Consider the following 26687-nt stretch of genomic DNA (forward strand, 5'->3'; position numbering starts at 1 on the left):
TCAGACGCGCAAAGAGCGCCGTAACACTTTGAATTGCTGCAGAGTTTTATCCCAAAATCGATTCCGATTGAAGGAATTATGCAGTTGCCGTTGCGCAGGCGGCGTCCCAGCTTTTACACATGGAATTTCACCCGGCAATATGCTGTTTCTCGCACTGCCGGGCACGACGGCTTGACGAGACATGCCAGGAGTCCACATAAATCCGCATGCCCGGCAAGGGGAAATGGGTGGACGCGAACATGAAAGACATATTCATCGTCGAAGACGATGCGCTGATTGCCATGCTGCTCGAGGACATGCTCGCCGATCTCGGCTACCGGGTTTGCGCCAGCGCGCCCGATCTCGAACGGGCGCTGGCAGCCGCCAGGGATACTGAATTCGACGCTGCAATTCTCGACGTCTCGCTTGCCGGGCAGAGCTCGCTGCCGGTCGCAAACCTGCTCGACGAACGCGGCAAACCCTATATCTATGCAACGGGATACGGCGCCGCCCCTGCCGGCAGCAGCCCGAGCACATTGCCGGTGCTGCAAAAACCCTTCCAGCTCAGCGAACTCGAACAGGCGATGAAGCGGCTTACCGAAGTCTAAAGCGCGTCGCGATCTTTCAGATTCGCTCCTTGCGCTTTGTGTCTTTGTTTTACGCATGTCGTTGCGGCAAAAGCGCTTCGCGCTTTGCTTGGGAAACCGCTGTACACTTTTGCGCGACATGCTTTGAAGCGTCTCGCCCGGAGCCGTGCGGCGATCCCGGGATAACGACATGCATAAGAATAAGAGTTCCGGTCAGCGCACCTGATCGAGCAGACGCTTGCATTCCAGCAGGTCGTAGAGCGCCTCCTGCAGCAGCGCCCTGTCTTCCTTGCCAACGCTCGACTTGCCGATCGAGACTTCCTGCTCGTCCTCGCCAGCCACAAAATTGAAGAAGCGGCGGGTAATCGGCGGCTTGGCGCGGCCGACAATCTGGTCTTCGTCGGCCATGCCGACGCGCGGTTCCCCGGCGGTCGCCTCCTGCACGCCCGAGGCAAGCGCCTCGACGCTGGCGAGATCGCCGTGGCCGACCGATATGACGAACTTGTTGCCGTTGGTTTTCAGAAGCTTCTGCACACCCTTGATCGTATAGCCGTGATCATAGAGCAAATGCCGGATGCCCTTGAGAAGATCCACATCCTCGGGCCGGTAGTAGCGACGGCCGCCGCCGCGCTTCATCGGCTTTATCTGCGGAAAACGCGTTTCCCAGAAGCGCAGCACATGCTGCGGCAGATCAAGATCGTCTGCGACTTCGCTAATGGTGCGAAAGGCATCGGGGCTCTTGTCCAACGTCATACTGCTACGCGACCTCGTGGCTCGATCTTACGGCGACTCATCGTATTTCAACGGTTTGGCGCCGACAATTCAAGTCATGTCTCGACGTTGCGCACAACGCAGGACGGTGCGAAGGGAGAAAATCGCCGTTTCGAAACGGGAAGCCGATGATCAGGAGGCCGGATTCTGCGGCTTCAGCTTGACCTTGCGGGCGACATGCGCCTTGAGGATGCGCGTCTTCAGCACGTTCGACGCCTTGAAGGTCATGACCCGGCGGGGAGAAATCGGAACCTCTTCGCCGGTCTTCGGGTTGCGGCCGATCCGCTCGTTCTTGTCGCGCACCTGGAAGGTGGCGAAGGAGGACAGCTTGACGGTTTCACCACGCACGATGGCGTTGCAAACTTCGTCGATGACGGTTTCCACAAGTTCCGCAGATTCGGTCCGGGAAAGCCCGACCTTGCGGAAAACCGATTCCGCCAGGTCTGCTCGCGTCACTGTTTTTCCAGTCATGGTTTCCCCGCCCATTTCAAATATTTTGTGAAATCGCGCAAAGAGTATTTGTCTTGCGCCTTACGGTCAAGCTCTTGTTCGCCGCCAGTTTTTTTGGATTCGTGCCTACCAGCGCAGCAGAACGGCGCCCCAGGTGAAGCCGCCGCCCATCGCTTCGAGCATCACCAGGTCGCCCTTCTTGATGCGGCCGTCGCCGGCAGCGGTCGCAAGCGCGAGCGGGATCGAGGCCGCCGAGGTATTGCCGTGTAGATCGACGGTGATGACGACCTTCGCCGCATCGATGTTCAGCTTCTTGGCCGAACCGTCGATAATGCGCCGATTGGCCTGATGCGGCACCAGCCAGTCGAGATCCTCGGCGGTGGTCCCGGTCGAATCGAAGGCAGCCTGGATGACATCGGTGATCATGCCGACGGCGTATTTGAAGACCTCGCGGCCTTCCATGCGCAGCTTGCCGACGGTACCCGTCGTCGATGGCCCGCCATCGACATAGAGCTTTTCCTTGTGCGAGCCGTCGGAGCGCAGATGCGCCGTCAACACGCCACGATCGGCAACGGTGCCCTCGCCTTCGGTCGCTTCAAGCACGATCGCACCGGCGCCGTCGCCGAACAGCACGCAGGTGGTACGGTCGTTCCAGTCGAGAATGCGTGAAAAGGTTTCAGCGCCGATGACGAGAACGCGCTTGGCTAGGCCGCCGCGGATGTAGGCATCCGCCGTCGTGACAGCATAGACGAAACCGGTGCAGACGGCCTGGACGTCGAAGGCGAAGCCGTGGCTCATGCCGAGGCGGTTCTGGATGTTGACCGAGGTTGCCGGAAAGGTGTTATCAGGCGTCGAGGTGGCGCAGATGATCAGATCGATATCGGCCGGCGTCAGGCCGCCATTGGCAAGGGCAGCTCGCGCGGCGGCCTCGCCGAGCGAGGCCGTCGTCTCGTCATCGCCGGCGACATAACGCTGGCGGATGCCGGTGCGCTGGACAATCCATTCGTCCGACGTGTCGACGATCGCTTCCATGTCACCATTGGTCATCACGCGCTTCGGAAGTGCGGCTCCAAACCCGCGAACCACTGAACGGATCATATTCGATTGAACCCCATTGCTCATGCAGCTTCCGGGCCCATTGGGGGCAGCCGCTTGGCATGATATTTCTTAAGATCGTTTTCTATTTTCTGATTGAGGCCGTTCTTGGCCATGTCGTAGCCGACTTCGATGGCTGCGGCGATGCCTTCGGCATTTGCCCCGCCATGGCTCTTGATGACGATGCCGTTCAGGCCGAGAAACACACCGCCATTGACCTTGCTCGGATCGAGCTTCTCGCGAAGCATGTCGAAGGCGCTTTTGGCGAAGAGGTAGCCGATGCGGGCGAGCAGCGTGCGCGACATGGCAGCACGCAGATATTCGCCGATCTGCTTGGCGGTGCCTTCGGCGGTTTTCAGCGCGATATTGCCTGAAAACCCTTCGGTGACGACGACATCGACCGTGCCCTTGCCGAGGTCATTGCCCTCGACGAAGCCGGAATATTCGAGCGAATCGATATTCGCCTCGCGCAACAGCCGGCCGGCCTCCTTGACCTCTTCCTGGCCTTTCATCTCCTCGACGCCGACATTTAGCAGGCCGACCGTCGGCCGTTCGACCTCGAACAGCGCCCGCGCCATGGCGCCGCCCATCAGCGCAAAATCCATCAGCTGCTGCGCATCTGCGCCGATCGTCGCACCGACGTCGAGCACGATGCTCTCGCCTTTCAGCGTCGGCCAGATCGCGGCGATCGCTGGGCGCTCGATATTGGCCATGGTGCGCAGACAGAACTTCGCCATTGCCATCAGCGCGCCGGTATTGCCGGCCGAGACCGCGACATCGGCCTCCCCCGTCTTCACCGCCTCGATCGAGCGCCACATGGTGGAGATATAGCGGCCGCGGCGCAGCGCCTGGCTCGGCTTCTCACTCATGCTGACGGCAAGCTCGCAGTCGTGAAAGACCGATTTTTCCTTGAGCTTCGGAAACTTGGCGAGAACCGGATCGCACTGTTCCTTGAGACCGTAGAAAACGAAGGAAATATCCGGATGCCGGTCGAGCGCCTTGGCGGCGCCGGGGATGACAACCTGGGGACCAAAGTCGCCACCCATGAGGTCGAGAGATATTCTGATCACGCGTCCCTGATCCTTCTTTTCGCCGAGGGCGAAATTTCGGCCAAAATACCGGTTTTGGCGTCGCTTACAACTGAATTATGTCAAATGCCAGAGGCGCTTCAGTCCTTTTTCCAATCCTTGAGGGCCGCGAAAGCCGAAGGCTTTTTGTCCTCCTCGCCGCTATCTTCGATATGGCCGGCGAATTCGATGCCCCCCTTGCGCGGATAAGGATCGATCGCCAGAGCGGCGAATTCGGCAACCACCTCGCCGGCATCAATCGTATCGCCGACAAAGGTCTCGGGCAGATCGGGACCGTCGGGATCGAGCAACATCTCGCCGGTATCATTGCCAGCCTGGCGGGCAAGCTTGGAACCCTCCGGCACGAAGATCTGCTCGAAGCTCTCGTCGATGGCGGATTCGACCGGCTCCAGCGTCACCACGCAGGATTGGACGATCTTCGCCTTCACGCGGCCCTTGATGCGCACGCCGTCACGCTTCCAGCGGGCAATCTGCAGATCGGCGCTGAGATCATCGACGGAGACGACGTTCCAGCTCTCGGCAAGCGCCGTCAACTCGTTTGCGTCGGCCTCGACATGAACCTCGACGGGGTTGGCCGAGATATGGCCTACCTTGACTCGATAGGAGAAGGGAACATCGTCCCGATCGTTCTTCATGATTTCCTCCTCAGGCGACAGGTGGGCGGGCGACCGGCGGCAGCGTCGCCGAACCGGTGGCGATCTCCTCTTCGGCAAGCGCCGACAAATGCGCTTCCGCGGCCATCATCCAATGGGCCAGGCCGGACATATCGGCCGGCACCGGGCTTTCCGGATAGATATTGCGCGCGAGGGCGAGCGCGAGCGCTTCGGCATCGCCGGTGTCCATCGCCTTCGAATAGGCTTCGAGCCGGCCGTAAAACATGCCGGCGAGCTTCTTCATGCGCTTCGGCACGCTGTTGTCACCGATGCCGAGTTCGCGGATCGAATAGTCGATATCCTGGAAGAAGGCGTCAACGATTTCCTGGGCGATCTCCTGGCCGCTGGTGGCGGAGACTGCGCGTGCGGCGAAAAAACAGAATCATGGCGATCGACAGCATCTCGAAACGGCCCATGACCGTATCCGGCACATTGAGCCGCTCATAAATCTCTGGCATGCGGGCGCCCGCCGTCAGCACCGCATATTGCCTGTCGACGATTGCCTGATTGTTGTTTTTCTTGCGGAACAGCCCGAAGATCATTGTTTTTTCCGGAAATGCCTCATTCTTCACGCTGGCCGGCCTCTGGCCTTGTTGCATGATTTCGAAAGCTGGTTTACCGAAGCAGGCGCGAATTGCAATGCCGATCGTGGCCAGTTTCGGGACGACGCCCTCGATGCGTCAGCGAAGCAAATCGGGATAGTCGACCCGGAATGGCCACAATGGTTTTGCAGGAGGTAAAGCGTGCAAGGCCCAAATGGCTGCTATCGATACTTTAGGGAGTAGATGTCGTTGAAGAAACGGTATTTCAAGTCTGACGTGAAACTCTTCAGCAGTGCGGCCATTGCCCTTATAATCGCCTCCACATCCGTTCTTTCCGGTTGCCAGACCGGCACCGTGCTCAATGGCGGATATGTCGCCGACCAGCAGTCGCTGAACCTCGTTCCGGAGGGCTCGAGCCGCGAGCAGGTGCTGCTTTCACTCGGCACCCCGTCGACGACGGCGACCTTCGACGGCGAAGTCTTCTATTACATCTCACAGCGGCGCACGCGCTCGGTCGCGTTCCAGAAGCTGAAGGTCGTCGACCAGAGCGTCCTGGCGATCTATTTCGACAAGGACGGCGTCGTCAGCCGCCGCGCCAACTACGCGCTTCAGGACGGCAAGGTGTTCGACACGATCGGACGCGTCACGCCGACCGGCGGCAAGGAACTCACCTTCCTGCAGCAGATGCTTTCCGGCGGCAGCGCTGCGAGTGCTGCCCGCAGCCTGTTCGGCGGCGGCGCCGGCGGCACGCCACAGAATCCGAGCAGCCTGCGCTGATCAGCTACAGACCTCCGATAAAAAACCCGCCTTCCGGCGGGTTTTTTGTTGTCAGGTATGGCACCGCGGCGAACCGCGGTGCTTGGATGTATCAACCGGCGAGAACAGCGAGCAGCAACAGCGCGACGATGTTGGTGATCTTGATCGCCGGGTTGACGGCGGGGCCGGCCGTGTCCTTGTAGGGATCCCCGACGGTGTCGCCGGTGACCGACGCCTTGTGCGCATCCGAGCCCTTCATGTGACGTACGCCGTCCTTGTCGACGAACCCGTCCTCGAAGCTCTTCTTGGCATTGTCCCAAGCGCCGCCGCCCGATGTCATCGAGATGGCGACGAAGAGGCCGTTGATGATGACGCCCAGCAGCGATGCGCCGAGAGCGGCGAAGGCCGAGGCCTTGGAGCCGGAGATGAGCAGCACGCCGAAATAAACGACGATCGGCGCCAGCACCGGCAGCAGCGACGGCACGAGCATCTCGCGGATGGCGGCCTTGGTTAGAAGGTCGACCGCCTTGCCGTAGTCCGGCTTCTCCGTGCCCTGCATGATGCCGGGCTTTTCCTTGAATTGACGGCGCACCTCTTCGACGATCGAACCGGCGGCGCGGCCGACGGCGGTCATGGCGATGCCGCCGAAGAGATAGGGGATTAGGCCGCCGAACAGCAGACCGGCGACGACATAGGGGTTCGACAATTCGAACGAGATTTCGCCGATATTGGCGAAATAGGGATACTGGTCGCCATGCGCCGCAAAATACCGCAGGTCGTTGGCGTAAGCGGCAAAGAGCACCAGCGCGCCGAGACCGGCCGAGCCGATCGCGTAACCCTTGGTCACCGCCTTGGTGGTGTTGCCGACGGCGTCGAGCGCGTCGGTCGACTTGCGCACCTCAGGCGGCAAATGCGCCATTTCGGCGATGCCGCCGGCATTGTCGGTGACCGGGCCGAAGGCGTCGAGGGCGACGATCATGCCGGCAAGGCCGAGCATGGCGGTAACCGCGATGCCGGTGCCGAAAAGGCCTCCGAGCTGGTAAGTGGCAAGAATGCCGCCGACGATGACGATGGCCGGCAGGGCGGTCGATTCCAGCGAGACCGCCAGGCCCTGGATGACATTGGTGCCATGACCGGTGACCGAGGCCTGAGCGATCGAAACGACAGGACGCTTGCCGGTGCCGGTGTAGTATTCGGTGATGACGACGATCAGCGCGGTGACGACCAGGCCGACAAGCCCGCAGACGAACAGGTTCGTGCCGGTCACGTCGGCGCCGGCGACTGTGCCGAGCGAGCCCCAGCCGACCGTCAGCGAGGTGGCGGCGCCGAGACCGACGATCGACAGCAGGCCGGTGACAATGAGCCCCTTGTAGAGCGCGCCCATGATCGAGCCGTTCGAACCGAGCTTGACGAAAAAGGTGCCGATGATCGAGGTGATGATGCAGGCGCCGCAGATCGCCAGCGGATAGATCATCGCCGACTGGAGGATCGGGGCGCCGGCAAAGAAGATTGCGGCGAGAACCATGGTGGCGACGACGGAGACCGCATAGGTCTCGAAAAGGTCGGCGGCCATACCGGCGCAATCGCCGACATTGTCGCCGACGTTATCGGCAATCGTTGCCGGGTTGCGCGGATCGTCCTCGGGAATGCCGGCTTCCACCTTGCCGACGAGGTCGCCGCCGACGTCGGCGCCCTTGGTGAAGATGCCACCACCGAGACGGGCGAAGATCGAAATCAGCGAAGCGCCGAAGCCAAGCGCCACCAGCGCATCGATGACTTCGCGCGAGCCGCTCTCATGGCCGAGGCCGAAGGTCAAAATCGTATAGTAGATGGAGACGCCGAGCAGTGCGAGGCCCGCCACCAGCATGCCGGTGATCGCACCTGACTTGAAGGCGATGTCGAGGCCGGCGGAGAGGCTGGCGGAGGCCGCCTGGGCGGTGCGCACATTGGCGCGGACGGAGACATGCATGCCGATGAAGCCGGCAGCCCCGGAAAGCACGGCGCCGATCAGGAAGCCGATGGCGGCCGTGGCGGAAAGAAGCAGCCAGGCTGCGATGAAAACAACGACGCCAACAAGGGCAATGGTTCTGTACTGGCGGGTCAGATAGGCCTGAGCGCCTTCGCGGATATAACCCGCGATCTCCTGCATGCGGCTATTGCCCTGATCGGCGGCAAGCACCGACCGGGTTGCCCAGGCGGCATAGACCACCGAGAGCAGACCGCATGCGATTACGCATAAAAGAATCGTCATTTCGCTCTTTCCTCCCATAGGCCGGAGCTCACTCCTTCTCCGGCAGATACGCCGCCGAATCGCCTTCCTCTCCACAGAAATGCCACAGCTAAGCGGTGCGGAGATTGCGTGGTCGATCACGTGGCGTCAAGACCGCAACGAGCGAAAACCGTTGCAGTGCGAAGAAAGACTTAGGGAGATTGTTTGGCGGCTAAAGACTTACTTCTTCGTGTCGCCGCGAACCTGCTTTGCAATGCGGTCGAGCACCGCATTGACGAGCTTCGGCTCGTCGTCATCAAAGAAGGCCTGGGCGATCTCGACATATTCGGTGACGATGACCGCCACCGGGACGTCCTTGCGGTCGGTGATCTCGAAGACGCCGGCGCGCAGGATGGCGCGCACGGTGCTGTCGAGGCGCGACAGGGCCCAGTCATCCTGCAGGGCTGCGGCGATCAGCGGATCGAGACGGGTCTGATCGCGCACGACGCCGGAGACGATGGAACGGAACCAGCCGGCATCGGCCTTCAGATAGGTCGCGCCGTCGAGTTCCTGGCCGAGACGGTGCGCCTCGTATTCGGCGACGATTTCCAGAACGCCGGTCCCGCCGACATCCATCTGATACAGTGCCTGAACGGCAGCAAGACGGGCAGCGCCCCGCTGGTTTGCAGTCTTGACCGGCCGTTCCGTCTTGTCGTCATTCATTCGTTATGCACCCAGTTTCTGCTTCAGCTCGATCATCGTCAGAGCGGCGCGAGCGGCAAATCCGCCCTTGTCCTTGTCCGAGCGGCGCGCACGCACCCATGCCTGTTCGTCGTTCTCGACGGTCAGAATGCCGTTGCCGATGGCAAGGGACTCGCTGACCGCAAGATCCATCAAAGCGCGCGAGGATTCGTTCGACACGATATCGAAATGATAGGTCTCGCCGCGAATGACCATGCCGAGCGCGACATAGCCATCATAATGCGTTCCGCCATTGTCGTCTCCATCGAGCGACATGGCAATCGCCGCCGGAATTTCCAGTGCGCCGGGAACGGTGACGACCTCGAAAGTGGCGCCGGCCTGTTCCAGTGCGAAGGTCGCGCCTTCGAGCAGGGCGTCGGCCATGTCGTCGTAGAAGCGGGCCTCAACGATCAAAATATGGGGAGCGGTCTCTCTCGGCATGGTTCACCTTCGTTTTGTGGGGCGTTTTCCACTCGGCAGCCCGCGGTCAAAACATGCCTTCACCAGAATGGCAAGCACTTTCGCCCGATGCCGCAAACGCCAAAGAAGAAATATCCGCAAGGGGATAGCCGCGCCGCGCCTGCACTGCTCGGCACGCTTCTCGAAGCGGTATTTCCGGATGCCTGGAAAACGGCAATTCGAAGGCGGATTTCATGAACAATTCTTAATGGCTTTTCAGTGTGTTAGCATATTGAATCGCGAGGAAGAGAGTGCCAATTCCATGGCGTGACAGACGATCCCCTGCAACGACAGTCGACCGTCAAAGCAGATGAAAGGATACAATCATGAACCGCGTTGTCACCATCAGCATCGCTGCAGCCCTCTCCTCCCTCGTATTTGCCGGCGTCAGCCGAGCCGAAAGCCTCGGTATGAACACCGCCCAGGGCATCGAGCAGACACTCCGGACCTTCCACGGCAATGATTTCAACGTCGAGCAGGTCCATAACTGGCGCAACCTCGACGACGAGGATACCGGGCCGCGCTCGGCGCCGGAACGTTCCGGCCAGGCCGTGCACGCCATTCAGGCCTCGATCGACGCCAACAGGTCACTTGCCCACCGGCTCAACAACGAGGGCGTCGACGTCCGCAACATCGTAAATGCCGAACAGGCAGCCGACGGAAGTCTGACCTTCTACGTCCGTTGACGCTTCAGCGCATCGCGGCCCCTTCGGTGCGCGGCGCTCAAAGCATGGGCGGCGGTCTCCTCTCCGCCCATGCCTTTCTCTGCCATGCCTTTTCTCTGTCATGCCGGGATTTTCCAGAAAACCATTGAATTTTCCCGGGCGATGATGGCTTCTCTTCCTGCAACAGGAGGACATCATGGCCAGGGAATCGAAGGCGGTGATCAATATCGCCGATCTCAAGCTCGACCACTGGAAACAGGGCGCGCTCTATGAAAGCGTCGACACTTCGTTCGGCACCCTTCTTGGCCTGACCGGCCTCGGCATCAGCTACAACGAGGTGCCGCCGGGGAAATCCGGCTGCCCCTTCCACAACCACCATGTCGAAGACGAGCTTTTCTACGTGATTTCAGGCACCGGCGAATACCGCTTCGGCGGCGAGCGCCATGCGATCAAGGCGGGTGACACGCTCGGCGCCCCGGCCGGCGGCCCGGAAACGGCGCACCAGATCATCAACACCGGCACGGCTCCACTCGTCTATCTCGGCATATCGACAATGGCGAAGACCGAGATCGTCGAATATCCGGATTCCGGAAAGTTTCTTGCCAAAACAAACAGGGCCAAAACAACGAGGAAGGTTCCGAACCTTCGCGCTTCCGCCATATCGGCCGGCCGGAAAGCGATCTCGACTATTGGGACGGCGAACCCGGCGCTTGAAGGAACCGAGATGACCGATATTCCAACCCTCGAAACCGAGCGGCTGACGCTCCGCCCGCACCGCCTCGACGATTTTGAGGCGCATGCGGCACTCTGGGCGGACGAGGACGTCGTTCACTTCATCACCGGCATCCCATCGACGCGAGAGCAGAGCTGGAGCCGGATGCTTCGGATTGCCGGCATGTGGCACCATATGGGTTTCGGCTTTCTGGCAATCGAGGAACAGGCCAGCGGCCGGTTCATCGGCGAAGCGGGCTTCATGGAATCCCGCCGCGAGATGGAACCCTCGATCGAGGGGACGATGGAACTCGGATGGGCGCTGATGCCTTCGGTACACGGCCGCGGTTACGCCACCGAGGCGCTGACCGCGCTGATCGGCTGGGGGCAAACGCATTTCCCCGGAAAGCCGATGAGCTGCATCATCAGCCCGGAGAACCAGGCCTCGTTGAGGGTCGCAGCCAAACTCGGTTTTCGCGAGATCACGCGCACGCAGTATAACGGCGAGATCATTCAGTTTTCGCGTTAGCGAATTCCGCCAAGCGGGCAACGCAGCGCGCGTAAGCGGCGCTTGCTGACATTTGCCGATATCGGCAAGCAAACCCAAGCTAACGGGTATCGACGACCTCAGCTTGCGTCCCCGGATGGGTCCAAGCCTCGCACCTGCTACGCGCAAGGAACGCGCTTTAGAGTCACTGACAAGAGGCAGAAGCGCTTGGAATACCGACGTCCGCCACCTTGACACAACTAAGCATTGACGGGCGAGCTGCGTGGTAATTGCAGCCGGCAGAAACTCCCGATCTATCAGAGGCTGATCACAAATATGACCATTTTCATCATCTGCCATAAGGATTTGCCGAGCTATCCTCCGCCCGAGGGCTCGAAAATCATATGGCTCAACTCTAAACTACCTTCGGAAAACAGGGGAATGGATGTCATTGCCGGCTATGATTTTTTCAGCGAGCCGGAGGAGCTTCACGCGAAATTGTCAGGATCTCTGGGAACGATCGTAGTCGCGAAAGTCGTTTCGGAAGAAGCAGCAAAACCTCGTACCATTACTATCTGGCAGTATCGAAAATTCTTGACACGGCTCAAAATCGGAACGCCGAACCCCGATTATCCCGGGATGAACACAGCAACATCGGAAGAAACAGAAATCACAAGACCAGAGGATCCGGCGTTTTTTTCAGAAAGTTTCTTTCTGCCTCGGCCGCTAAATCTCCATAACATATCTCAACACTACGCACGCTTTCACAATATTGTTGACTTCTTGAGATATACAGCGTGTGCGATCGAAACAAATACTTTAGCGCAAGCCGAAGCTTTGCAGTTTTTCAATTCCAGCACTTTCGTTCCTGGTGGCATTGAACTCGGCACGTATCCGACGGACTGGTGGCTGGATACTTTTGTCCGCATGGTGGCGCCGTCTTTTGAATTTGCGAAACGATATCAACCGTTTCAAGCCGATGACCCCGTGCAGAAACGTGCGATCTCATTCTGCCAGGAGCGTCTGGGAAGCTATCTTCTCGTCAAGCGGATAGCCGAACTCTATGGCAATACCCTACCCGGGTCCCTGTTCGGGGATATTGCGACGGTATCGAATGACGGGGTCTACAGGAGCGGCGTATAAGCGAGGCTCCCAATTGCAAACGCAACATCGCAACTTTTTGCGATACTGGCAGCAGAAGCGGCTGAGCCAATAAGGCTGACTAGATAAAACTGACCACGGTAGTCGAGTGCCCTCACCCCACCCCAGCCGGAACAGCGACAGTTCTGCAAACAGTGTGGCGCAAGCTTCACCTCAAATAGTAGCACCAAACAGGCTCAAATTGCCGTCCTGCAGATTTCCATGCAGACGGTAGCCTTTCGCGAAGGACAATACCTTGACGATCAATCAGCCCATTCCTTCTTTGCCGGCCGGCCTTCCTGATCTGGCGCTTCTCACGGAGAAAGCTGCCGGCACGGGATCGGTCATCATCTATCAGCCCTATCTCGACGCTTCGCAGCGCAGCCAGCTCGATACGGCTGCCATGCCGCTCGACATCTCGTTCAATACGCAGGCTACGACCCGCGAATATGAACTCTTCCTCACCCTGCATCAGCATCACGAGGCGATCGGCCTCGGTGACGACGTGTTCTGGGGGCTGCTCTCCAGCAAATTCGAGATGAAGTCGGTGACAAGCTTCCCGTCCTTTGTGACGGAGGCGGAAAAAGCCAGAGCAGAAGGAGCGGACGCCTATCTTTACAATCCGTTGATCGGCCACGCGGCGATCTACAGCAACGTCTGGGAACATTCGCTGCTTGGCGGTCACCCCGGCATGGAGCCGATCTTTCTGCATATCCAGGAGCTCGGCTATCCTATCGCGCCGCCGCAGGACAAGATTGCCTTCATGTTCTGCAACTATTTCTGCGGCAACCGAAAATTCTGGTCCGGCTATTTCGCCTTTTGCGAACGCATTCTTGAATCGCTGGAAAACCAAGCGCGCGCCGGCACGGCGGCGGGTGCTGCCTATGCCGGTACGGCTAATTATTCACGCGATGCCAACGCGAAAATGCGCCCCTTCGTGATCGAGCGCTTGCTCGGACTTTATGTCCAACAGGCTATCGCCTCCGGACTGAAGATCGCCGCCTTCGTGCCCACCCTTGCCGATTTCGAATGGAAGTTCGGTGTCCGCCTCGGCCGGATGCTGCATGGCCTCCTCGCCGCCAAGGAAGCGTTTTTGCAGAGCCGTGACGAGGCTCTCCTGACCGCGTGGCAGCAAGGCCGCCAACCGCTCATCAAGCAGCCGCATCTGATCTGGGGGGCTGATGATCCGCCCGGCTGGATGCCGCGAGGCCAATTTATCGGCGGCCGCGAATTGATGCGCGCCTATGCCCGGCAGACCTCTGGTTCTTCTCCGGTACCGCCGCTGCCGGGCCGGACGGGAAGGCCCGCCATACCGGCCGCGCCGAAGATCGAGCAGCCGCTGCGCAATTCATTGCAGCCCTTTGCCGGCGGATGGCAGGCACACAAGGACCGTCATTGCATCTGGATCGTGACGCCCGAAAACTACAATCACAGCCATGCCTTCGACGAAGTCGCGCTCGGCCTGCAGGGCGCCTTCGAGGAACTCGGCGGCTCGGCACCGATCGTCCGCGACATGAACGCATTCGCCGGCCGTGCGCCGATCATTTATGGCGGCAATCTTCTCGCCGCCGAAATCGTCAGCCATCTGCCAAAGGACAGCGTCGTCATCAATCTCGAGCAGGTGTCCGAAGAAAGCAGCTGGATCAATTCGCGCTACACCTCGGTCCTGAAGTCGCTTCCGGTTCTGGATTACAGCCCGCGCAATCGGGAAAATCTCGCCGCCAAGGGAATCGATCACGCCGGCGTGCTCGAAATCGGCTATAGCCGGTGCCTCAGCCAGATAAGCCACGCCACCGTCAAAGATATCGACGTGCTCTTCTACGGCTCGATGAACGAACGCCGCCACCATATCCTGAAGACGCTGAAGGACGGCGGGCTCAAGGTCGCCCATCTCTTCAATATCTATGGAGCGGAACGCGATGCGGCGATTGCCCGCTCCAAGATCGTGATCAACATCCATCATTATGCCAGCGGCGTCTTCGAGATCGTACGCATTTCATATCTGCTCGCCAATCGCGTTTGCGTGCTGACGGAAGGCGACATCCGCGATCCAGACCTCCAGTCCTTCATCGGCGGCTTGGCAATCGAGCCGTATGACAACATGATCGAGCGCTGCTACAAGCTGATCGCAGATGCCGACGAGCGCGATGCCATTGCAACGACAGGCCTTGCAGCCATGCAGAGCCGCTCGCAGGCTGACATGCTGATGAGCGTCATGAAGGCAGGCGCCTGATGAAGGCCGCAGAAAAGGTATGTCATGCGCATTGAGACCGCAGCCATCGAGGGCATTGTTGCGATCACGCCGCCACGCTTCGGCGATCACCGCGGCTACTTCTCCGAGGTATTCAAGGATGCCTGGTTCCGGGAAAATGTGGCCGACGTCACGTTCGTCCAGGACAATGAATCGCTTTCGGCACAGGCCGGAACCGTCCGGGGGCTGCATTTCCAGATCCCGCCCTTCGCACAGGGCAAGCTGGTGCGGTGCCTTGCCGGCCGGATCATCGATGTCGTCGTCGATATCCGCGAGGGATCGCCGAGCTTCGGCAAATGGCTCTCTCAGGAGCTCGCGCCGGAGACCGGCAAGCAGCTCTGGATACCGGCCGGTTTCGCACACGGATTCGCAACGATCGAGCCGAACAGCGTCATCAGCTACAAGGTAACCGCACCCTACAGCCCGCAGCATGATCGCGGCATCGCGTGGAACGATCCGGCGATCGGCATTCGCTGGCCCTTCGATGAGAAAGACATGGTATCATCCGACAAGGACAAGACGTTGCCGCGGCTCGCCGATCTGCCAGGTCATTTTTCCTATTCAACACAGCAACCCCAGGATTGATCGACGATGCGCATACTGGTCACGGGCGGAGCGGGCTTCATCGGATCGGCATTGGTGCGCCACCTCGTCAACGAGATCGGCGCCGAGGTGCTGAATGTCGACACGCTGACCTATGCCGGCAATCTGGCATCGCTGAAATCCGTCGAAGCGGCGCCGAACTACCAGTTCCTGCGCGCCGACATCTGCGACAACGTCGGGATGCAGGAAGCATTCGCGTCCTTCCGCCCTGATATCGTCATGCATCTCGCGGCAGAGAGCCATGTCGACCGCTCGATCTCGGGCGCAGCCGATTTCATTCAGACCAACATCGTCGGCACATTCAGCCTGCTGGACGCCGCACGGCACTATTGGGATGGGCTTGACGCTCGCCGCAAGAGCGCCTTCCGTTTTCTGCATGTCTCGACGGACGAGGTCTACGGTTCGCTCGGCGACGAGGGCCTCTTCGAGGAGACGACGCCCTACGATCCGTCCTCGCCCTACTCCGCCTCCAAGGCCGCGAGCGACCATCTGGCGATCGCCTGGCACCGCACCTATGGCCTGCCCGTCGTTGTCTCCAATTGCTCCAACAATTACGGCCCGTTCCATTTCCCTGAGAAGCTCATTCCGCTGATGATCCTGAACGCACTGGAGGGCAAGCCTCTTCCCATTTACGGCAATGGCTCGAATGTCCGCGACTGGCTCTACGTCGAAGACCACGCCCGCGCCCTCTTCACAATCGCATCCAGAGGGCGCCCCGGCGAAAAATACAATGTGGGCGGCCGCAATGAGCGTAGGAACATTGATGTCGTTCATCGCATCTGCGCCATTCTCGACGGCGTCTACAGTGACAAGGCACCGCATGCGCATCTGATCACCAACGTCACCGACCGCCCCGGACACGACGCACGCTATGCGATCGATGCCTCGAAACTCGAAAGCGAACTCGGCTGGAAGGCGCAAGAGACCTTCGAAACCGGCATCGAGAAGACCGTGCACTGGTATTTGGAAAACGAATGGTGGTGGAGGCCGCTGCGCGAAAAAGTCTACTCCGGCGAACGCCTCGGCGTTTTCAAGGGGCGATAAGATGCGCATTGCCGTGACCGGCAAACACGGCCAGGTCGTTCAGTCGCTGCTCAGACGCGGTGCCGAAACGGGCGTCGAAATCAACACAGTCGGGCGCCCGGAAATGGATCTTTCGGATCCTGCAAGCGTCGCAGCCGCCTTCTCGGCTCTGCGGCCGGATGTGATCGTCTCGGCCGCCGCCTATACGGCGGTCGACAAGGCCGAGAGCGAAGCCGAGCTTGCTTTTTCCGTCAATGCAGCCGGTGCCGGGGCAGTTGCCGAGGCTGCCGCGCGGATCGGGGTCCCGGTCATCCACATTTCGACCGACTACGTCTTCAGCGGCGACAAGGCCTCCGCATATTGCGAAGAGGATGCGACGGCGCCGATCTCCGTCTATGGGCGTTCGAAACTCGCGGGCGAGAAGGCCGTCGCGGCGGCGAATCCGAACCACGTCATCTTGCGCACTGCCTGGGTCTATTCACCCTTTGGCGCCAATTTCATGAAAACGATGTTGCGGCTTTCCGAGACGCGCGATCTTCTTCGCGTCGTCGCCGATCAGAGGGGATGCCCGACCTCGGCACTCGACATCGCCGCCGCGATTCTTGCGATTGCAACCCGTATCGTCGCGGACCCCGCGCCATCGCTCCGCGGCACCTTTCACCTGACCGGCAGCGGCGAAGCAAGCTGGGCGGATTTCGCCGAAGCGATATTCGCTGAGCTTTCCAAATCCGGCGGTAGAAACGTCGGCGTCGAACGCATCCCGACGGCGGACTATCCGACGCCGGCAAAGCGTCCCGCCAATTCACGCCTCAATGGCGAGAAGCTCGCCGGAACCTATGGACTCCGGCTCCCGGAGTGGAAGAAATCCATGACGATTGTCATGCAAGACCTTTTGAACAAGGGTCTTTAAGGAGATAGGCATGAAGGGAATTATTCTCGCCGGCGGTACGGGCTCACGTCTGCATCCGATCACCCAGGCCGTCTCGAAACAGTTGATGCCGGTCTACGACAAACCGATGATCTACTATCCGCTGACGACGCTCATGCTCGCCGGCATCAGGGAGCTGCTGATCATCACCACGCCTCACGACGTCGAAGCCTTCAAGCGTCTTCTCGGCGACGGCTCGCAATGGGGAATTTCGCTGAGCTATGCCGTACAGGCGAGCCCGGACGGCCTCGCCCAGGCCTTCATCATCGGCGCCGACTTCGTGCACGGCGACAGCTCGGCACTCGTTCTCGGCGACAATATCTTCTACGGGCACGGACTGCCGGAAATCATGAAATCCGGCACAGGTCGGCGGGAAGGCGCAACGGTGTTTGCCTATCACGTCACCGATCCGGAACGTTATGGCGTCGTGGGCTTCGACGAAAAGATGAATGCGCAGTCGATCGAGGAGAAACCGAAGGAGCCAAAATCGAACTGGGCGGTGACCGGCCTCTATTTCTACGACCAGCAGGTGGTCGATATCGCCGCGAACCTGAAGCCGTCACCGCGCGGCGAACTGGAAATCACCGATGTCAACCGCACCTATCTTGAGCGCGGCCAGCTTTTCGTGGAGCTGATGGGCCGGGGCTATGCCTGGCTCGACACCGGCACGCCGGATAGTCTGCATGATGCCGCAGGTTTCGTCAGCACGCTGGAGAAACGCCAGGGCTTCAAGATCGCCTGTCCCGAAGAAGTCGCCTGGCGCATGGGTTACATCTCGCAGGACGACCTCGCCAAGCTCGCAGAGAAGCTCGGCAAGAGCGCTTACGGCCAGTATCTGACGAAGCTGTCCCCGGATTGGTGAGTGACTTGTGACCCCGGAAACCGGTACAGGTTTTCGATTCAGGTGCTCGGGAATTCCGCCAGCCGGGCGGCGTAACGCGCCATGGTGTCGACTTCGAAATTGACGAAATCGCCGGCCTTGCGCTCGCCCCAGGTGGTGACCTCGAGCGTGTGGCGGATGAGCAGGACGTCGAAATCCGTCCCGTCGACCGCGTTGACGGTCAGCGAGGTGCCGTCGAGGGCGATCGAACCCTTGGGGGCGACGAATTTCGCCAGATGCTCGGGCGCGCGCAGCCGGTAACGGGTGGCGTCGCCTTCCGATGTCACCGAGAGGATTTCGGCCTTGCCGTCGACATGGCCGGAAACGATGTGGCCGCCGAGTTCATCGCCGATTTTCAGCGACCGTTCGAGATTGATGCGGCTGCCTTCCCGCCAAGCGCCGATCGTCGTCAACCGCAGCGCCTCTTCCCAGGCCTCGACCTCGAACCAGCGGCCATTGCTGCCCTCGGCCGGCAGACCCGTCACGGTCAGGCATATGCCGGAATGCGAAATCGAGGCGCCCATGTCGATCGTTGAGGGATCGTAGGCGGTGGCGACCCGCAACCGGATGCCTTCCTTCAGCGGAGAAACTGATTCGACCGTGCCGACATCGGTGACTATTCCGGTAAACATCAAAGCCCTCTTTCGTATTCGTCCAGGCGATCTTCGCCGAACATCTGCGTGCCCGTGTGGGCAAAACCCGATGGTATGTCGGTTGTATCAAGCGGCGATTCAATACCGCCCTCGCCGATGACGACAGGCGCCTGGTAAAGCTGGATGCGGTCGACGAGACCGGCCTCGAGGAAAAGCCGGGCGGTCTTGGCGCCGCCCTCGACCAGAAGTGAGGAAATGCCGCGTGTTGCCAAGGCCGGCAGCAGGATTTCCGGATGATAGGGATTGCAATAGACGATCTCGACACCGGTGGCTTCGAGAGCGATGCGGCGGGAGTCCAGGTCCGTAGCGGCGTCGGAGAGTGTGGCACCCCCCTCTGTCCTGCCGGACATCTCCCCCACAAGGGGGAGATTGGCTGGGGGTAGCTCCCAGGACAGAAGGGTGTGACCCTTCCTCTGACCCTAACGGCGAAATCTCTTCACTCGCCACCACGATCACCGGCACATCCCGCGCCGTCTGAACCAGCTTGCTCGTCAGCGGCAATGCCAGGGAGGGATCGAGCACGATGCGGATGGGGGACTGCGCTTCAAGGCCTGGTGTGCGCACCGTCAGCAGCGGGTTGTCGGAAATTGCGGTACCGATGCCGACGAGGATCGCGTCGGTTTCGGCGCGCAGCGCCTGAACCTCGGCGCGGGCCTCCGGGCCGGTTATCGCCACCTGGCCCTCCCCTTGGCGGCCGATCATGCCATCGGCGGAAACGGCAAGCTTGAGAGTCACATAAGGGCGGTTCTTCGTCTGGCGGGTGAGATAGCCGGCAAGCGAACGCCGGCCGTCGGCCTCCAGCACGCCTGCATCCACCTCGATGCCGGCTTCACGCAGCATGGCGATGCCGCGGCCGGAGACGCGCGGGTCGGGATCGGTGACGCTGATGACGACGCGGGCGACACCATAGGCGAGCAGCGCCTCGGCGCAGGGTGGGGTCTTGCCGTGATGCGAGCAGGGTTCGAGTGTCACATAGGCGGTGGCGCCGCGAGCAGCATCGCCCGCTTCGGCGAGCGCCTGCGGCTCGGCATGCGGGCGGCCGCCGACGGCGGTGACCGCCTGGCCGACGACGACGCCGTCCTTGACGATCAGACAGCCGACGGAGGGGTTGGTGGCGGTGCGGCCGAGATGCCGGCGCGACAGGCGGATTGCCGCCGCCATGAAACTCTCGTCATGCGACGTGACGCTCATGGCTCACCTGTCCAGCGGGTCGCGGGCGATCTTGGCGTTGATTTCGGAAATGACCTTTTCGAAATCCTCGGCAAGCGAGAAATCCCGATAGACGGAGGCGTAGCGCACAAAGCCGACATCGTCGAGGCTCTTCATCGCTTCGAGCACCTGCAAGCCGATCTGCTCGGAGGAGATTTCGGTTTCGCCCGAGCTTTCAAGCCGGCGGACGATGCCGGACACGGCGCGCTCGATGCGGTCACGCTCGACAGGGCGTTTGCGCAGAGCCACTTCGAAGGAGCGCACCAGCTTGTCGCGATCAAAGGGAACCTTGCGGCCGGTCTTCTTGATGACCATCAGCTCGCGCAGTTGCACGCGCTCGAAGGTCGTGAAGCGGCCGCCGCAATCCGGACAGATACGCCGCCGGCGGATGGACGTATTGTCCTCCGCCGGACGCGAATCTTTAACCTGTGTATCTTCCGAACCGCAATAGGGGCAGCGCATCGCTACTCCTTATCCCATGTAGTCATACATTGGGAAGCGGTCAGTGAGGTTGACCACCTTGCCACGTACGGCGGCTTCGACGGCGGCATTGCCTTCATCGGAATTGGCAACCTTCAGGCCGTCGAGAACCTCGACGATCAGATTGCCGATTTCGCGGAATTCGGCTTCCTTGAAGCCGCGGGTCGTGCCGGCCGGCGCGCCGAGGCGCACACCGGAGGTGACGAAGGGCTTTTCCGGGTCGAAGGGAATGCCGTTCTTGTTGCAGGTGACGTAGGCGCGGCCAAGAGCTGCCTCGGCGCGTTTGCCGGTGGCGTTCTTCTTGCGCAGGTCGACCAGCATCAGATGGTTGTCGGTGCCGCCGGAGACGACGTCGAGACCACCTGCGATCAGCGTTTCGGCCAGTGCCTTGGCGTTCTTGACGACCTGGGCGGCGTAATCCTTGAACTCGGGCCGCAGCGCCTCACCGAAAGCGACAGCCTTGGCGGCGATGATGTGCATCAGCGGACCACCCTGCAGACCGGGGAAAACAGCCGAATTGAACTTCTTCGCCAAATCCTCTTCATTGGTGAGGATGACGCCGCCGCGCGGGCCGCGCAGCGACTTGTGGGTCGTGGTCGTCGCAACATGGCAATGCGGGAACGGCGACGGATGCTGGCCACCGGCGACGAGGCCGGCGATGTGAGCCATGTCGACCATCAGATAGGCACCAACAGAATCGGCGATCTCGCGGAAGCGCTTCCAGTCCCAGATGCGGGAATAGGCGGTGCCGCCGGCGATGATGAGCTTCGGCTTCTGCTCTTCGGCCTTGCGGGCGACTTCATCCATGTCGAGCAGGTTGTCGCCTTCGCGCACGCCGTAGGAGACGACGTTGAACCACTTGCCGGACATGTTGACCGGCGAACCATGCGTGAGGTGGCCGCCCGAATTCAGGTCGAGGCCCATGAAGGTGTCGCCGGGCTGCAGCAGCGCCAGGAACACGGCCTGGTTCATCTGCGAACCCGAATTCGGCTGGACGTTGGCGAAATTGACGCCGAACAGCTTCTTGGCGCGCTCGATCGCCAGCTCCTCGGCGATATCGACGAACTGGCAGCCGCCGTAGTAACGCTTGCCGGGATAACCCTCGGCATATTTGTTGGTCATGATGGAGCCCTGGGCTTCCAGCACGGCGCGGGAGACGATGTTCTCGGAAGCGATCAGTTCGATCTCGTGCCGTTGGCGACCGAGTTCCTTTCCGATCGCACCGAAAATCTCGGGATCGACGTCCGCAAGCGAGCGATTGAAGAAGGACTCGGTGGAAGCATTGGTCATGGCGGGCTCCTCAACTGGAATGCGCTGAGGTATTAGCCTTCCGCCGTGGCAAGGGCAATACGGAGAACGACATTTGCTGAGCAAAGCGCGCGCTCCTGTCATTTTGCGACAGCGCAGCGCTGAGGACCGGCGGTCACGTCACCGGGTGCCCTCCCCGGCATAAAAAAACCGCGCCGGGAAGGCGCGGTTTGAAGATGCGATGCAGAGGCCGCCGTTTATTGGACCGGCTGTTCCATGCCGGCCGTGGTATCGAGCGCCAGCTCGGCATTGCCGTCCATCTGATAGATGTCGTCGCGGAACTGGACGATGCCGTCGGGCATGCCCCAGGCGGAGATGTAGACGAAATAGACCGGAACTTCCGTGGCGAGTTTGACCGGCGTGTTGACGCCGGATGCGATCACCTGCTCCATCTGCTGGCGGTTCCAGCCGGGGGTCTCGCGCAAGAGCCAGTTCGACAAGTCGCGCACGTTCTGGACGCGGACGCAGCCAGACGACTCGAAGCGCATCAGCTTGTTGAACAGGCCCTGCTGCGGCGTGTCGTGCATGTACTCGCCGTTCTTGTTGTAGAAGTTGATCTTCGTCGACGCCATGGCGTTGGTCTTGCCGGGGTCCTGGCGGAACATCAGGTTCGGTGCCTCGCCGTTCCAGTCGATGGTCTCGGGGCAACTTCGTTGCCCTTGCCGTCGATCAGGCGGATGGCGTTCTTTTCGAGATAGGTCGGATCCTTGCGCATCAGCGGCATGATGTCCTTCTCGACGATCGAGCGCGGCGAGGTCCAGTAGGGGTTGAGGATGACCTCGTAGATCTTCGAATTGACGAGATGTGTCGGACGGCTGAGACGACCGACAACAGCGGTGTGGCGCGTCGCGACAGTGCCATCCTCGACAGCCTCGACATAGGCAGCCGGGATGTTGACCATCACGTGGCGGCGGCCGAGATCCTCGGGGAAAGTCTGCAGGCGGACGATATTGGTGTTCAACTGCTGCAGGCGGACATCGGCGGGGATGTTCATCGCCTTCAGCGTGAATTCGCCGAGCACACCATCGGACGGCAGGCCGTGGCGGGCCTGGAAACGCTTGACCGCACCATCGACATAGGAATCGAAGGCGCTCGACATGCCGGCCTCGCGCGGCAGGTCGCCGGTGATCGCCAGGCGCTGGCGCAGCGCCTGAACGGCGGGATGGCTGACGCCGAGCTGCAGCTTCTGGTCACCGGGATTGACCTCCGGCCAGCCGCCGGCGGCCGCGATCTGCTGATACTGCATGACCGCCTGCTGGGCGCTAGCGACCGATTGGGGGCCGAGGATCGGCGTATTGGAAACGACGGCGCTTGCCGTGCGCGAAGCCGCCTTGGCGTCAAACTGGTCGTCCCAGTTGCCGCGGCGCGGCGCGTTGATCAGCGTATCGATCGCCGATTGCGCGAAGGCCGGCGCGGCAATCGCGCTAACGCCAACCGTTGCCGCGGACGCAAGGAAAGCGCGGCGCGAGAGAGCTTCATTTCCGTTTTTCTTCGACATAGTCCCAACCACTGAATGCGGCGATAAAGAGAAGCCGCGGCTCTTTGCGATATCACTGCGCTCTGACGCAGATCTCTGTGCATTTGTTGTCCCGGCAGATCAAAACTTTCCGCTTGCCCCATCACAAGATTGCGATGCGACAGCCTGACCATTTTTGATCGGTCCCTTGAAAGCGCCGGTTGTTAAGCCTTCCGCTGCCACACCAATATGGCCAATTCGTGTTGCCGTGCCGGAAGGCGGAATATCCGGCTACCGGAAACACGACACAACAAACCATATGACGGGCTAAACCGTGCCGGTTAATAACGGCTAAAAAACGGCTTGGATACGGGAGATAATGCTTGTCTGCCTTGCGTTGCAAAGATGCCACGCGTTGCCAACGGCAAAACCGGACGCGCAGGGAACACGTCCGGTTTTCTGCAACCCTGAAGGAGGTCGAGGGTCTCAGAGGCGATACATGATCGAGTTGTTCCAGAAGCGGTCGAGGCGCTGGAGCAGCTTGTTCATCTGGGTGAACTCGTCGGTGCCGATGCCGCCGACCTTGTCGATTGAGGTGATGTGGCGTTCGTAGAGTTTAGCCACCGTTTCGGCAATGTCCTGGCCGGTTTCGGTCAGGCTGATGCGGACGGAACGGCGGTCGATGCGCGAGCGCTGGTGGTTGATGAAGCCGAGGTCGACCAGCTTCTTGACGTTGTAGGAAACGTTGGAGCCGAGATAGTAGCCCCGCGAGCGCAGCTCGCCGGCGGTCAGTTCGGAATTGCCGATGTTGAAAAGGAGCAGCGCCTGGATGGCGTTGACGTCGCTGCGACCCTGACGGTCGAACTCGTCCTTGATGACGTCGAGAAGACGGCGGTGAAGACGTTCAACAAGATGAAGGGATTCCATGTAAAGATCACGGATGCCCTGGTCCTGCTGGTCACGGAAGTTCGATACCGCCTGCGGCTTGATTTTCGTGTTCATATTGACTGCCTCACTGTTTGTTTGGCGGTGTCGTTTTCTTCCCGCCTTGAGTGAGACCCTATCGAATACATATAAAATTCGACTTAAACCGCAGGCTTAACGGAGCCTTACTGGAAACCCCACGTTGTCTCAGGGTAAATCAACACTTACCTGGCGGCGGTGCCGGCGTTTTTCCAGCCAGAGCAGCAGGCGGAAAATCAGGTAGACGACGGCGACCATCACGTGCAGCAGGATGATCAGTTTGTTGGCTCCGAAAATATTGGGCAGTAGGCCGTACATCAGGATTTGCCCGCCGGCGGCCAGCACCCAGATGACCGGCCCCCAGGAGACGGTGAGCCAAAGGCCGAGGGAGGCGACGGGAAAAAGCACGGCGAGACTGGTGCTCGCCACCTTCCACGGCAGGCTCAAAAGGTCGAAGCGGCCGGCGCCGACCAGCGAATAGCCGACGAGCATCGCCCAATATTGCAGGCCGAACCAGAAGCAGGAAACGGCGACCAGTCTCAGGAAAAGAATGAAGAGTATATCCGCCAGCGTGCGTTTCGGTATCGTCGGAGAATCGGTTTCCATAGCGCAGACATCGGTTCGGGGTTGCATCTTCATACGAGCGCCGCGCCTCTGACGACGCGCTGAAGATGCTCTATCACATCGCGCTCGCGCGTAACGCCGAAAATCGATTTCGGGCTTTACGCCTCAAGTTTTTCCGCCGCGGCCAATCGTCCGGTTTGGATTTTTCGGGGGTCATGATAATGAGCGCTCCGATAAATGGAATGGGCCAGGGGCAGATATCATGCAGGATAGGACGCATCTCGTCGACGACATCACCGGCCATCGCCGCATGCGGCGCAACCGCAAGGCGGAATGGACACGCCGGTTGGTGCAGGAGAACCGGCTGACGGTCGACGACCTGATCTGGCCGATCTTCATCGTGCCCGGCTCCGGCATCGTCGATCCGATCCCGGCCATGCCGGGCGTCAACCGCATGAGCATCGACAAGGCCGTCGAGGCAGCACGCGAAGCGGCCGGCCTCGGCATTCCAGCGCTCGCGACCTTTCCGAATATCGAGATGGAACTGCGCGACGAAACGGGCTCGAACAGCCTCGAAGCCAATAATCTGATCAATAAGGCGACGTCGGCGATCAAGAAGGCGGTGCCCAATATCGGCGTCATCACCGACGTCGCGCTCGATCCCTTCACCAGCCATGGCCATGACGGCATTTTGAGAGGCAGCGAGATCGTCAACGACGAGACGGTCGATCAGGTGGCGCGTGCCGCCGTGATGCAGGCGGATGCCGGCGCCGACATCATTGCGCCGTCCGAGATGATGGACGGGCGCATCGGCGCAATCCGCATGGCGCTTGATGCAGCCGGCCACCAGAGCGTCGGCATCATGAGCTATGCGACGAAATTCGCTTCCGCCTTCTATGGCCCCTATCGCGAGGCGATCTCGACGGGCGGGCTGCTGAAGGGTGACAAGAAGACCTATTATATCGACCCGGCCAACGGCACCGAGGCGATCCGCGATGCGGCCCTCGACGTCGAGGAAGGTGCTGATATGCTGATGGTCAAGCCCGGCCTGCCCTATCTCGACATCTGCTGGCGGATGAAGGAGGCCTTCGGCCTGCCGACCTTCGCCTACCAGGTTTCCGGCGAATATTCGCAGATCAAGGCAGCGGCGATGAATGGCTGGATCGACGGCGAGCGGGCGATGCTCGAAACGCTGCTGTCATTCAAGCGGGCGGGATGCGACGGCATCCTCACCTATTTCGCGGTCGAGGTGGCGAAAGTCCTCGCGAAGCGGTGATTGCGAGCATGATGCCGAAAAGTGTATGCGGTTTTCGGGTGACATCATGCTCTATTTCTTCGATTTAGATGCGGATGTTTCAGGTCGGATCGGCCTGAAACATCCGCAGCCAGGAAGAATTATTGTATTTTGTTCTGCCGATACCATATCTGCGGCATCGCTTTTCCGCAGGAGATTGAGATGAGCTACAACCCCAATCCGCTTTATGCCGCACCGGAGGACTGGCGCGCCTATAGCGGCGTGTTGAGCCGCCGTGTCTTCGCCTTCATCCTCGACTATTTGATCGTGCTGCTGCTCTGCATCCCCGCGGGGATCGTGCTGTTCTTCCTGTCGATCGTCACGCTCGGGCTTGGCTTCCTGCTCTACCCTGCACTCTTCGTCATCGTCGCCGGCATCTATTTCGGCCTGACTGTCGGCGGGCGGAGCCAGGCCTCGCTCGGCATGCGCGCGATGGGCATCGCCATCGTGCGCGTCGACGGTCGGCCGATGGATTTCCTGACGGCGATCGTGCATCTGGCGCTGTTCTGGATCCTCAACTCGGTTCTGACGCCGCTGATCCTGCTTGCCGGCCTGTTTACCGAGCGCAGCCGCCTCATCCACGACCTGCTGGTCGGGACAGCGACGGTTCGCACCGCCTAAGCGATGGCTCAAGACCACGGCTAAACCATTCAGCGGAGACGAAATAAAGTCTCCGCTTTCTCTTTGCCGGGGCCGCCACTGCTCCATATTTAAAATTAGAAGACCGATATGAAGGGCAAGA

At 60.5% G+C, this 26687-nt stretch carries 25 protein-coding genes and 5 pseudogenes; 13 read left to right on the plus strand and 17 right to left on the minus strand.

The annotated features are described in order from the left end of the window. Nucleotides 1–239: 239 nt before the first annotated feature. Nucleotides 240–587: a response regulator gene (locus MF410_RS11175; protein WP_097627111.1), complete on the plus strand. Its 348-nt coding sequence runs from the start codon at nt 240–242 to the stop codon at nt 585–587. 192 nt (nt 588–779) lie between these two features. On the opposite strand, the gene MF410_RS11180 is transcribed toward MF410_RS11175, so the two are convergent. The 6 genes and pseudogenes from MF410_RS11180 to MF410_RS11205 form a co-directional block, all read right to left on the minus strand. Further along, the gene (locus tag MF410_RS11180; RefSeq protein ID WP_097627109.1) at nt 780–1319 is read right to left on the minus strand and encodes a MerR family transcriptional regulator; all 540 of its coding nucleotides are present in this window, start codon (nt 1317–1319) and stop codon (nt 780–782) included. Between the two features lie 150 nt (nt 1320–1469). Further along, nucleotides 1470–1808, minus strand: coding sequence for an integration host factor subunit alpha (locus tag MF410_RS11185; RefSeq protein ID WP_003578475.1), 339 nt, complete (start codon nt 1806–1808; stop codon nt 1470–1472). A gap of 105 nt (nt 1809–1913) precedes the next feature. Next, nucleotides 1914–2885, minus strand: coding sequence for a beta-ketoacyl-ACP synthase III (locus tag MF410_RS11190; RefSeq protein ID WP_037073922.1), 972 nt, complete (start codon nt 2883–2885; stop codon nt 1914–1916). 20 nt (nt 2886–2905) lie between these two features. Further along, nucleotides 2906–3952 (minus strand): phosphate acyltransferase PlsX, encoded by a 1047-nt coding sequence (plsX, locus tag MF410_RS11195; RefSeq protein ID WP_012557284.1) that lies wholly within the window; start codon nt 3950–3952, stop codon nt 2906–2908. 98 nt (nt 3953–4050) lie between these two features. Beyond that, on the minus strand, nt 4051–4605 hold the full coding sequence (locus MF410_RS11200) for a DUF177 domain-containing protein (RefSeq protein WP_097627106.1): 555 nt from the start codon (nt 4603–4605) through the stop codon (nt 4051–4053). 10 nt (nt 4606–4615) lie between these two features. Further along, nucleotides 4616–5222: pseudogene (locus MF410_RS11205) on the minus strand (ubiquinol-cytochrome C chaperone family protein). A gap of 186 nt (nt 5223–5408) precedes the next feature. On the opposite strand from MF410_RS11205, the gene MF410_RS11210 reads away from it, so the two are divergent. After that, the gene (locus MF410_RS11210) at nt 5409–5942 is read left to right on the plus strand and encodes an outer membrane protein assembly factor BamE (protein WP_097627102.1); all 534 of its coding nucleotides are present in this window, start codon (nt 5409–5411) and stop codon (nt 5940–5942) included. Between the two features lie 91 nt (nt 5943–6033). Here MF410_RS11210 and MF410_RS11215 read toward each other — a convergent pair whose 3' ends face one another. From MF410_RS11215 to MF410_RS11230, 4 genes are all read right to left on the minus strand, one after another. Then, on the minus strand, nt 6034–8172 hold the full coding sequence (locus tag MF410_RS11215; protein ID WP_097627279.1) for a sodium-translocating pyrophosphatase: 2139 nt from the start codon (nt 8170–8172) through the stop codon (nt 6034–6036). 198 nt (nt 8173–8370) lie between these two features. After that, the gene (gene nusB / locus MF410_RS11220; RefSeq protein WP_054181836.1) at nt 8371–8853 is read right to left on the minus strand and encodes a transcription antitermination factor NusB; all 483 of its coding nucleotides are present in this window, start codon (nt 8851–8853) and stop codon (nt 8371–8373) included. Between the two features lie 3 nt (nt 8854–8856). Next, the gene (locus tag MF410_RS11225) at nt 8857–9312 is read right to left on the minus strand and encodes a 6,7-dimethyl-8-ribityllumazine synthase (protein WP_097627100.1); all 456 of its coding nucleotides are present in this window, start codon (nt 9310–9312) and stop codon (nt 8857–8859) included. Between the two features lie 46 nt (nt 9313–9358). After that, on the minus strand, nt 9359–9526 hold the full coding sequence (locus MF410_RS11230; RefSeq protein ID WP_165503913.1) for a hypothetical protein: 168 nt from the start codon (nt 9524–9526) through the stop codon (nt 9359–9361). A gap of 130 nt (nt 9527–9656) precedes the next feature. Between MF410_RS11230 and MF410_RS11235 the strand changes: the two genes are divergently transcribed. From MF410_RS11235 to rfbA, 9 genes and pseudogenes are all read left to right on the plus strand, one after another. Then, entirely contained in the window at nt 9657–10016 is a 360-nt protein-coding gene (locus MF410_RS11235) for a hypothetical protein (protein WP_097627098.1), read from the plus strand. A 175-nt stretch (nt 10017–10191) separates the two neighbouring features. Continuing rightward, nucleotides 10192–10709 (plus strand): annotated as a pseudogene (locus MF410_RS11240) (cupin domain-containing protein). A gap of 10 nt (nt 10710–10719) precedes the next feature. Further along, nucleotides 10720–11235, plus strand: a complete 516-nt coding sequence (locus tag MF410_RS11245) for a GNAT family N-acetyltransferase (protein WP_097627094.1) — start codon at nt 10720–10722, stop codon at nt 11233–11235. A 294-nt stretch (nt 11236–11529) separates the two neighbouring features. After that, nucleotides 11530–12336, plus strand: coding sequence for a hypothetical protein (locus tag MF410_RS11250; RefSeq protein ID WP_097627092.1), 807 nt, complete (start codon nt 11530–11532; stop codon nt 12334–12336). Nucleotides 12337–12589: 253 nt separating this feature from the next. After that, nucleotides 12590–14601: pseudogene (locus MF410_RS11255) on the plus strand (glycosyltransferase family 1 protein). Continuing rightward, complete coding sequence (gene rfbC, locus MF410_RS11260; protein ID WP_097627088.1) at nt 14591–15169, plus strand: dTDP-4-dehydrorhamnose 3,5-epimerase; 579 nt, start codon at nt 14591–14593, stop codon at nt 15167–15169. The pseudogene MF410_RS11255 and the gene rfbC overlap by 11 nt, the downstream one beginning before the upstream one ends. A gap of 6 nt (nt 15170–15175) precedes the next feature. Beyond that, a complete protein-coding gene (gene rfbB, locus MF410_RS11265; RefSeq protein WP_097627086.1) occupies nt 15176–16231 on the plus strand; it encodes a dTDP-glucose 4,6-dehydratase in 1056 nt (351 codons plus the stop codon). Nucleotide 16232: 1 nt separating this feature from the next. Continuing rightward, entirely contained in the window at nt 16233–17120 is an 888-nt protein-coding gene (gene rfbD / locus MF410_RS11270) for a dTDP-4-dehydrorhamnose reductase (protein WP_097627084.1), read from the plus strand. A 10-nt stretch (nt 17121–17130) separates the two neighbouring features. Continuing rightward, the gene (gene rfbA, locus MF410_RS11275) at nt 17131–18000 is read left to right on the plus strand and encodes a glucose-1-phosphate thymidylyltransferase RfbA (protein WP_097627082.1); all 870 of its coding nucleotides are present in this window, start codon (nt 17131–17133) and stop codon (nt 17998–18000) included. A 38-nt stretch (nt 18001–18038) separates the two neighbouring features. Here the strand turns inward: rfbA and MF410_RS11280 are convergent, their stop codons facing one another. The 7 genes and pseudogenes from MF410_RS11280 to MF410_RS11310 form a co-directional block, all read right to left on the minus strand. Continuing rightward, nucleotides 18039–18650: a riboflavin synthase gene (locus MF410_RS11280; RefSeq protein ID WP_097627080.1), complete on the minus strand. Its 612-nt coding sequence runs from the start codon at nt 18648–18650 to the stop codon at nt 18039–18041. After that, a pseudogene (gene ribD / locus MF410_RS11285) lies at nt 18650–19862 on the minus strand (bifunctional diaminohydroxyphosphoribosylaminopyrimidine deaminase/5-amino-6-(5-phosphoribosylamino)uracil reductase RibD). The gene MF410_RS11280 and the pseudogene ribD overlap by 1 nt, the downstream one beginning before the upstream one ends. A gap of 3 nt (nt 19863–19865) precedes the next feature. After that, entirely contained in the window at nt 19866–20342 is a 477-nt protein-coding gene (gene nrdR / locus MF410_RS11290) for a transcriptional regulator NrdR (RefSeq protein ID WP_003547190.1), read from the minus strand. A 9-nt stretch (nt 20343–20351) separates the two neighbouring features. Beyond that, complete coding sequence (gene glyA, locus MF410_RS11295; protein WP_097627076.1) at nt 20352–21650, minus strand: serine hydroxymethyltransferase; 1299 nt, start codon at nt 21648–21650, stop codon at nt 20352–20354. A gap of 215 nt (nt 21651–21865) precedes the next feature. Next, nucleotides 21866–23166, minus strand: a pseudogene (locus tag MF410_RS11300) (L,D-transpeptidase family protein). A 444-nt stretch (nt 23167–23610) separates the two neighbouring features. Continuing rightward, the gene (locus MF410_RS11305) at nt 23611–24126 is read right to left on the minus strand and encodes a MarR family winged helix-turn-helix transcriptional regulator (RefSeq protein ID WP_239620389.1); all 516 of its coding nucleotides are present in this window, start codon (nt 24124–24126) and stop codon (nt 23611–23613) included. A gap of 129 nt (nt 24127–24255) precedes the next feature. Then, a complete protein-coding gene (locus MF410_RS11310) occupies nt 24256–24693 on the minus strand; it encodes a DUF6163 family protein (RefSeq protein WP_041671367.1) in 438 nt (145 codons plus the stop codon). 220 nt (nt 24694–24913) lie between these two features. Here MF410_RS11310 and hemB point away from each other — a divergent pair, with 220 nt between their 5' ends. Together hemB and MF410_RS11320 are read left to right on the plus strand one after the other, a co-directional pair. Continuing rightward, nucleotides 24914–25927 (plus strand): porphobilinogen synthase, encoded by a 1014-nt coding sequence (gene hemB, locus MF410_RS11315; protein WP_012557209.1) that lies wholly within the window; start codon nt 24914–24916, stop codon nt 25925–25927. Nucleotides 25928–26107: 180 nt separating this feature from the next. Beyond that, nucleotides 26108–26566 (plus strand): RDD family protein, encoded by a 459-nt coding sequence (locus MF410_RS11320; RefSeq protein ID WP_003574079.1) that lies wholly within the window; start codon nt 26108–26110, stop codon nt 26564–26566. Nucleotides 26567–26687: the final 121 nt, after the last annotated feature.

It is taken from the genome of Rhizobium sp. C104, from assembly GCF_022354505.1.
In the GTDB taxonomy this organism is placed as follows: Bacteria; Pseudomonadota; Alphaproteobacteria; order Rhizobiales; family Rhizobiaceae; genus Rhizobium; species Rhizobium redzepovicii.

What these genes read in the sequence shown, in the direction of transcription:
- MF410_RS11175 (WP_097627111.1), top strand. Translation starts at nt 240, where the DNA reads ATGAAAGACATATTCATCGTCGAAGACGATGCGCTGATTGCCATGCTG.
- MF410_RS11180 (WP_097627109.1), bottom strand. Translation starts at nt 1,319, where the DNA reads ATGACGTTGGACAAGAGCCCCGATGCCTTTCGCACCATTAGCGAAGTC.
- MF410_RS11185 (WP_003578475.1), bottom strand. Translation starts at nt 1,808, where the DNA reads ATGACTGGAAAAACAGTGACGCGAGCAGACCTGGCGGAATCGGTTTTC.
- MF410_RS11190 (WP_037073922.1), bottom strand. Translation starts at nt 2,885, where the DNA reads ATGATCCGTTCAGTGGTTCGCGGGTTTGGAGCCGCACTTCCGAAGCGC.
- MF410_RS11200 (WP_097627106.1), bottom strand. Translation starts at nt 4,605, where the DNA reads ATGAAGAACGATCGGGACGATGTTCCCTTCTCCTATCGAGTCAAGGTA.
- MF410_RS11210 (WP_097627102.1), top strand. Translation starts at nt 5,409, where the DNA reads ATGTCGTTGAAGAAACGGTATTTCAAGTCTGACGTGAAACTCTTCAGC.
- MF410_RS11215 (WP_097627279.1), bottom strand. Translation starts at nt 8,172, where the DNA reads ATGACGATTCTTTTATGCGTAATCGCATGCGGTCTGCTCTCGGTGGTC.
- nusB (WP_054181836.1), bottom strand. Translation starts at nt 8,853, where the DNA reads ATGAATGACGACAAGACGGAACGGCCGGTCAAGACTGCAAACCAGCGG.
- MF410_RS11225 (WP_097627100.1), bottom strand. Translation starts at nt 9,312, where the DNA reads ATGCCGAGAGAGACCGCTCCCCATATTTTGATCGTTGAGGCCCGCTTC.
- MF410_RS11230 (WP_165503913.1), bottom strand. Translation starts at nt 9,526, where the DNA reads ATGAAATCCGCCTTCGAATTGCCGTTTTCCAGGCATCCGGAAATACCG.
- MF410_RS11235 (WP_097627098.1), top strand. Translation starts at nt 9,657, where the DNA reads ATGAACCGCGTTGTCACCATCAGCATCGCTGCAGCCCTCTCCTCCCTC.
- MF410_RS11245 (WP_097627094.1), top strand. Translation starts at nt 10,720, where the DNA reads ATGACCGATATTCCAACCCTCGAAACCGAGCGGCTGACGCTCCGCCCG.
- MF410_RS11250 (WP_097627092.1), top strand. Translation starts at nt 11,530, where the DNA reads ATGACCATTTTCATCATCTGCCATAAGGATTTGCCGAGCTATCCTCCG.
- rfbC (WP_097627088.1), top strand. Translation starts at nt 14,591, where the DNA reads ATGCGCATTGAGACCGCAGCCATCGAGGGCATTGTTGCGATCACGCCG.
- rfbB (WP_097627086.1), top strand. Translation starts at nt 15,176, where the DNA reads ATGCGCATACTGGTCACGGGCGGAGCGGGCTTCATCGGATCGGCATTG.
- rfbD (WP_097627084.1), top strand. Translation starts at nt 16,233, where the DNA reads ATGCGCATTGCCGTGACCGGCAAACACGGCCAGGTCGTTCAGTCGCTG.
- rfbA (WP_097627082.1), top strand. Translation starts at nt 17,131, where the DNA reads ATGAAGGGAATTATTCTCGCCGGCGGTACGGGCTCACGTCTGCATCCG.
- MF410_RS11280 (WP_097627080.1), bottom strand. Translation starts at nt 18,650, where the DNA reads ATGTTTACCGGAATAGTCACCGATGTCGGCACGGTCGAATCAGTTTCT.
- nrdR (WP_003547190.1), bottom strand. Translation starts at nt 20,342, where the DNA reads ATGCGCTGCCCCTATTGCGGTTCGGAAGATACACAGGTTAAAGATTCG.
- glyA (WP_097627076.1), bottom strand. Translation starts at nt 21,650, where the DNA reads ATGACCAATGCTTCCACCGAGTCCTTCTTCAATCGCTCGCTTGCGGAC.
- MF410_RS11305 (WP_239620389.1), bottom strand. Translation starts at nt 24,126, where the DNA reads ATGAACACGAAAATCAAGCCGCAGGCGGTATCGAACTTCCGTGACCAG.
- MF410_RS11310 (WP_041671367.1), bottom strand. Translation starts at nt 24,693, where the DNA reads ATGGAAACCGATTCTCCGACGATACCGAAACGCACGCTGGCGGATATA.
- hemB (WP_012557209.1), top strand. Translation starts at nt 24,914, where the DNA reads ATGCAGGATAGGACGCATCTCGTCGACGACATCACCGGCCATCGCCGC.
- MF410_RS11320 (WP_003574079.1), top strand. Translation starts at nt 26,108, where the DNA reads ATGAGCTACAACCCCAATCCGCTTTATGCCGCACCGGAGGACTGGCGC.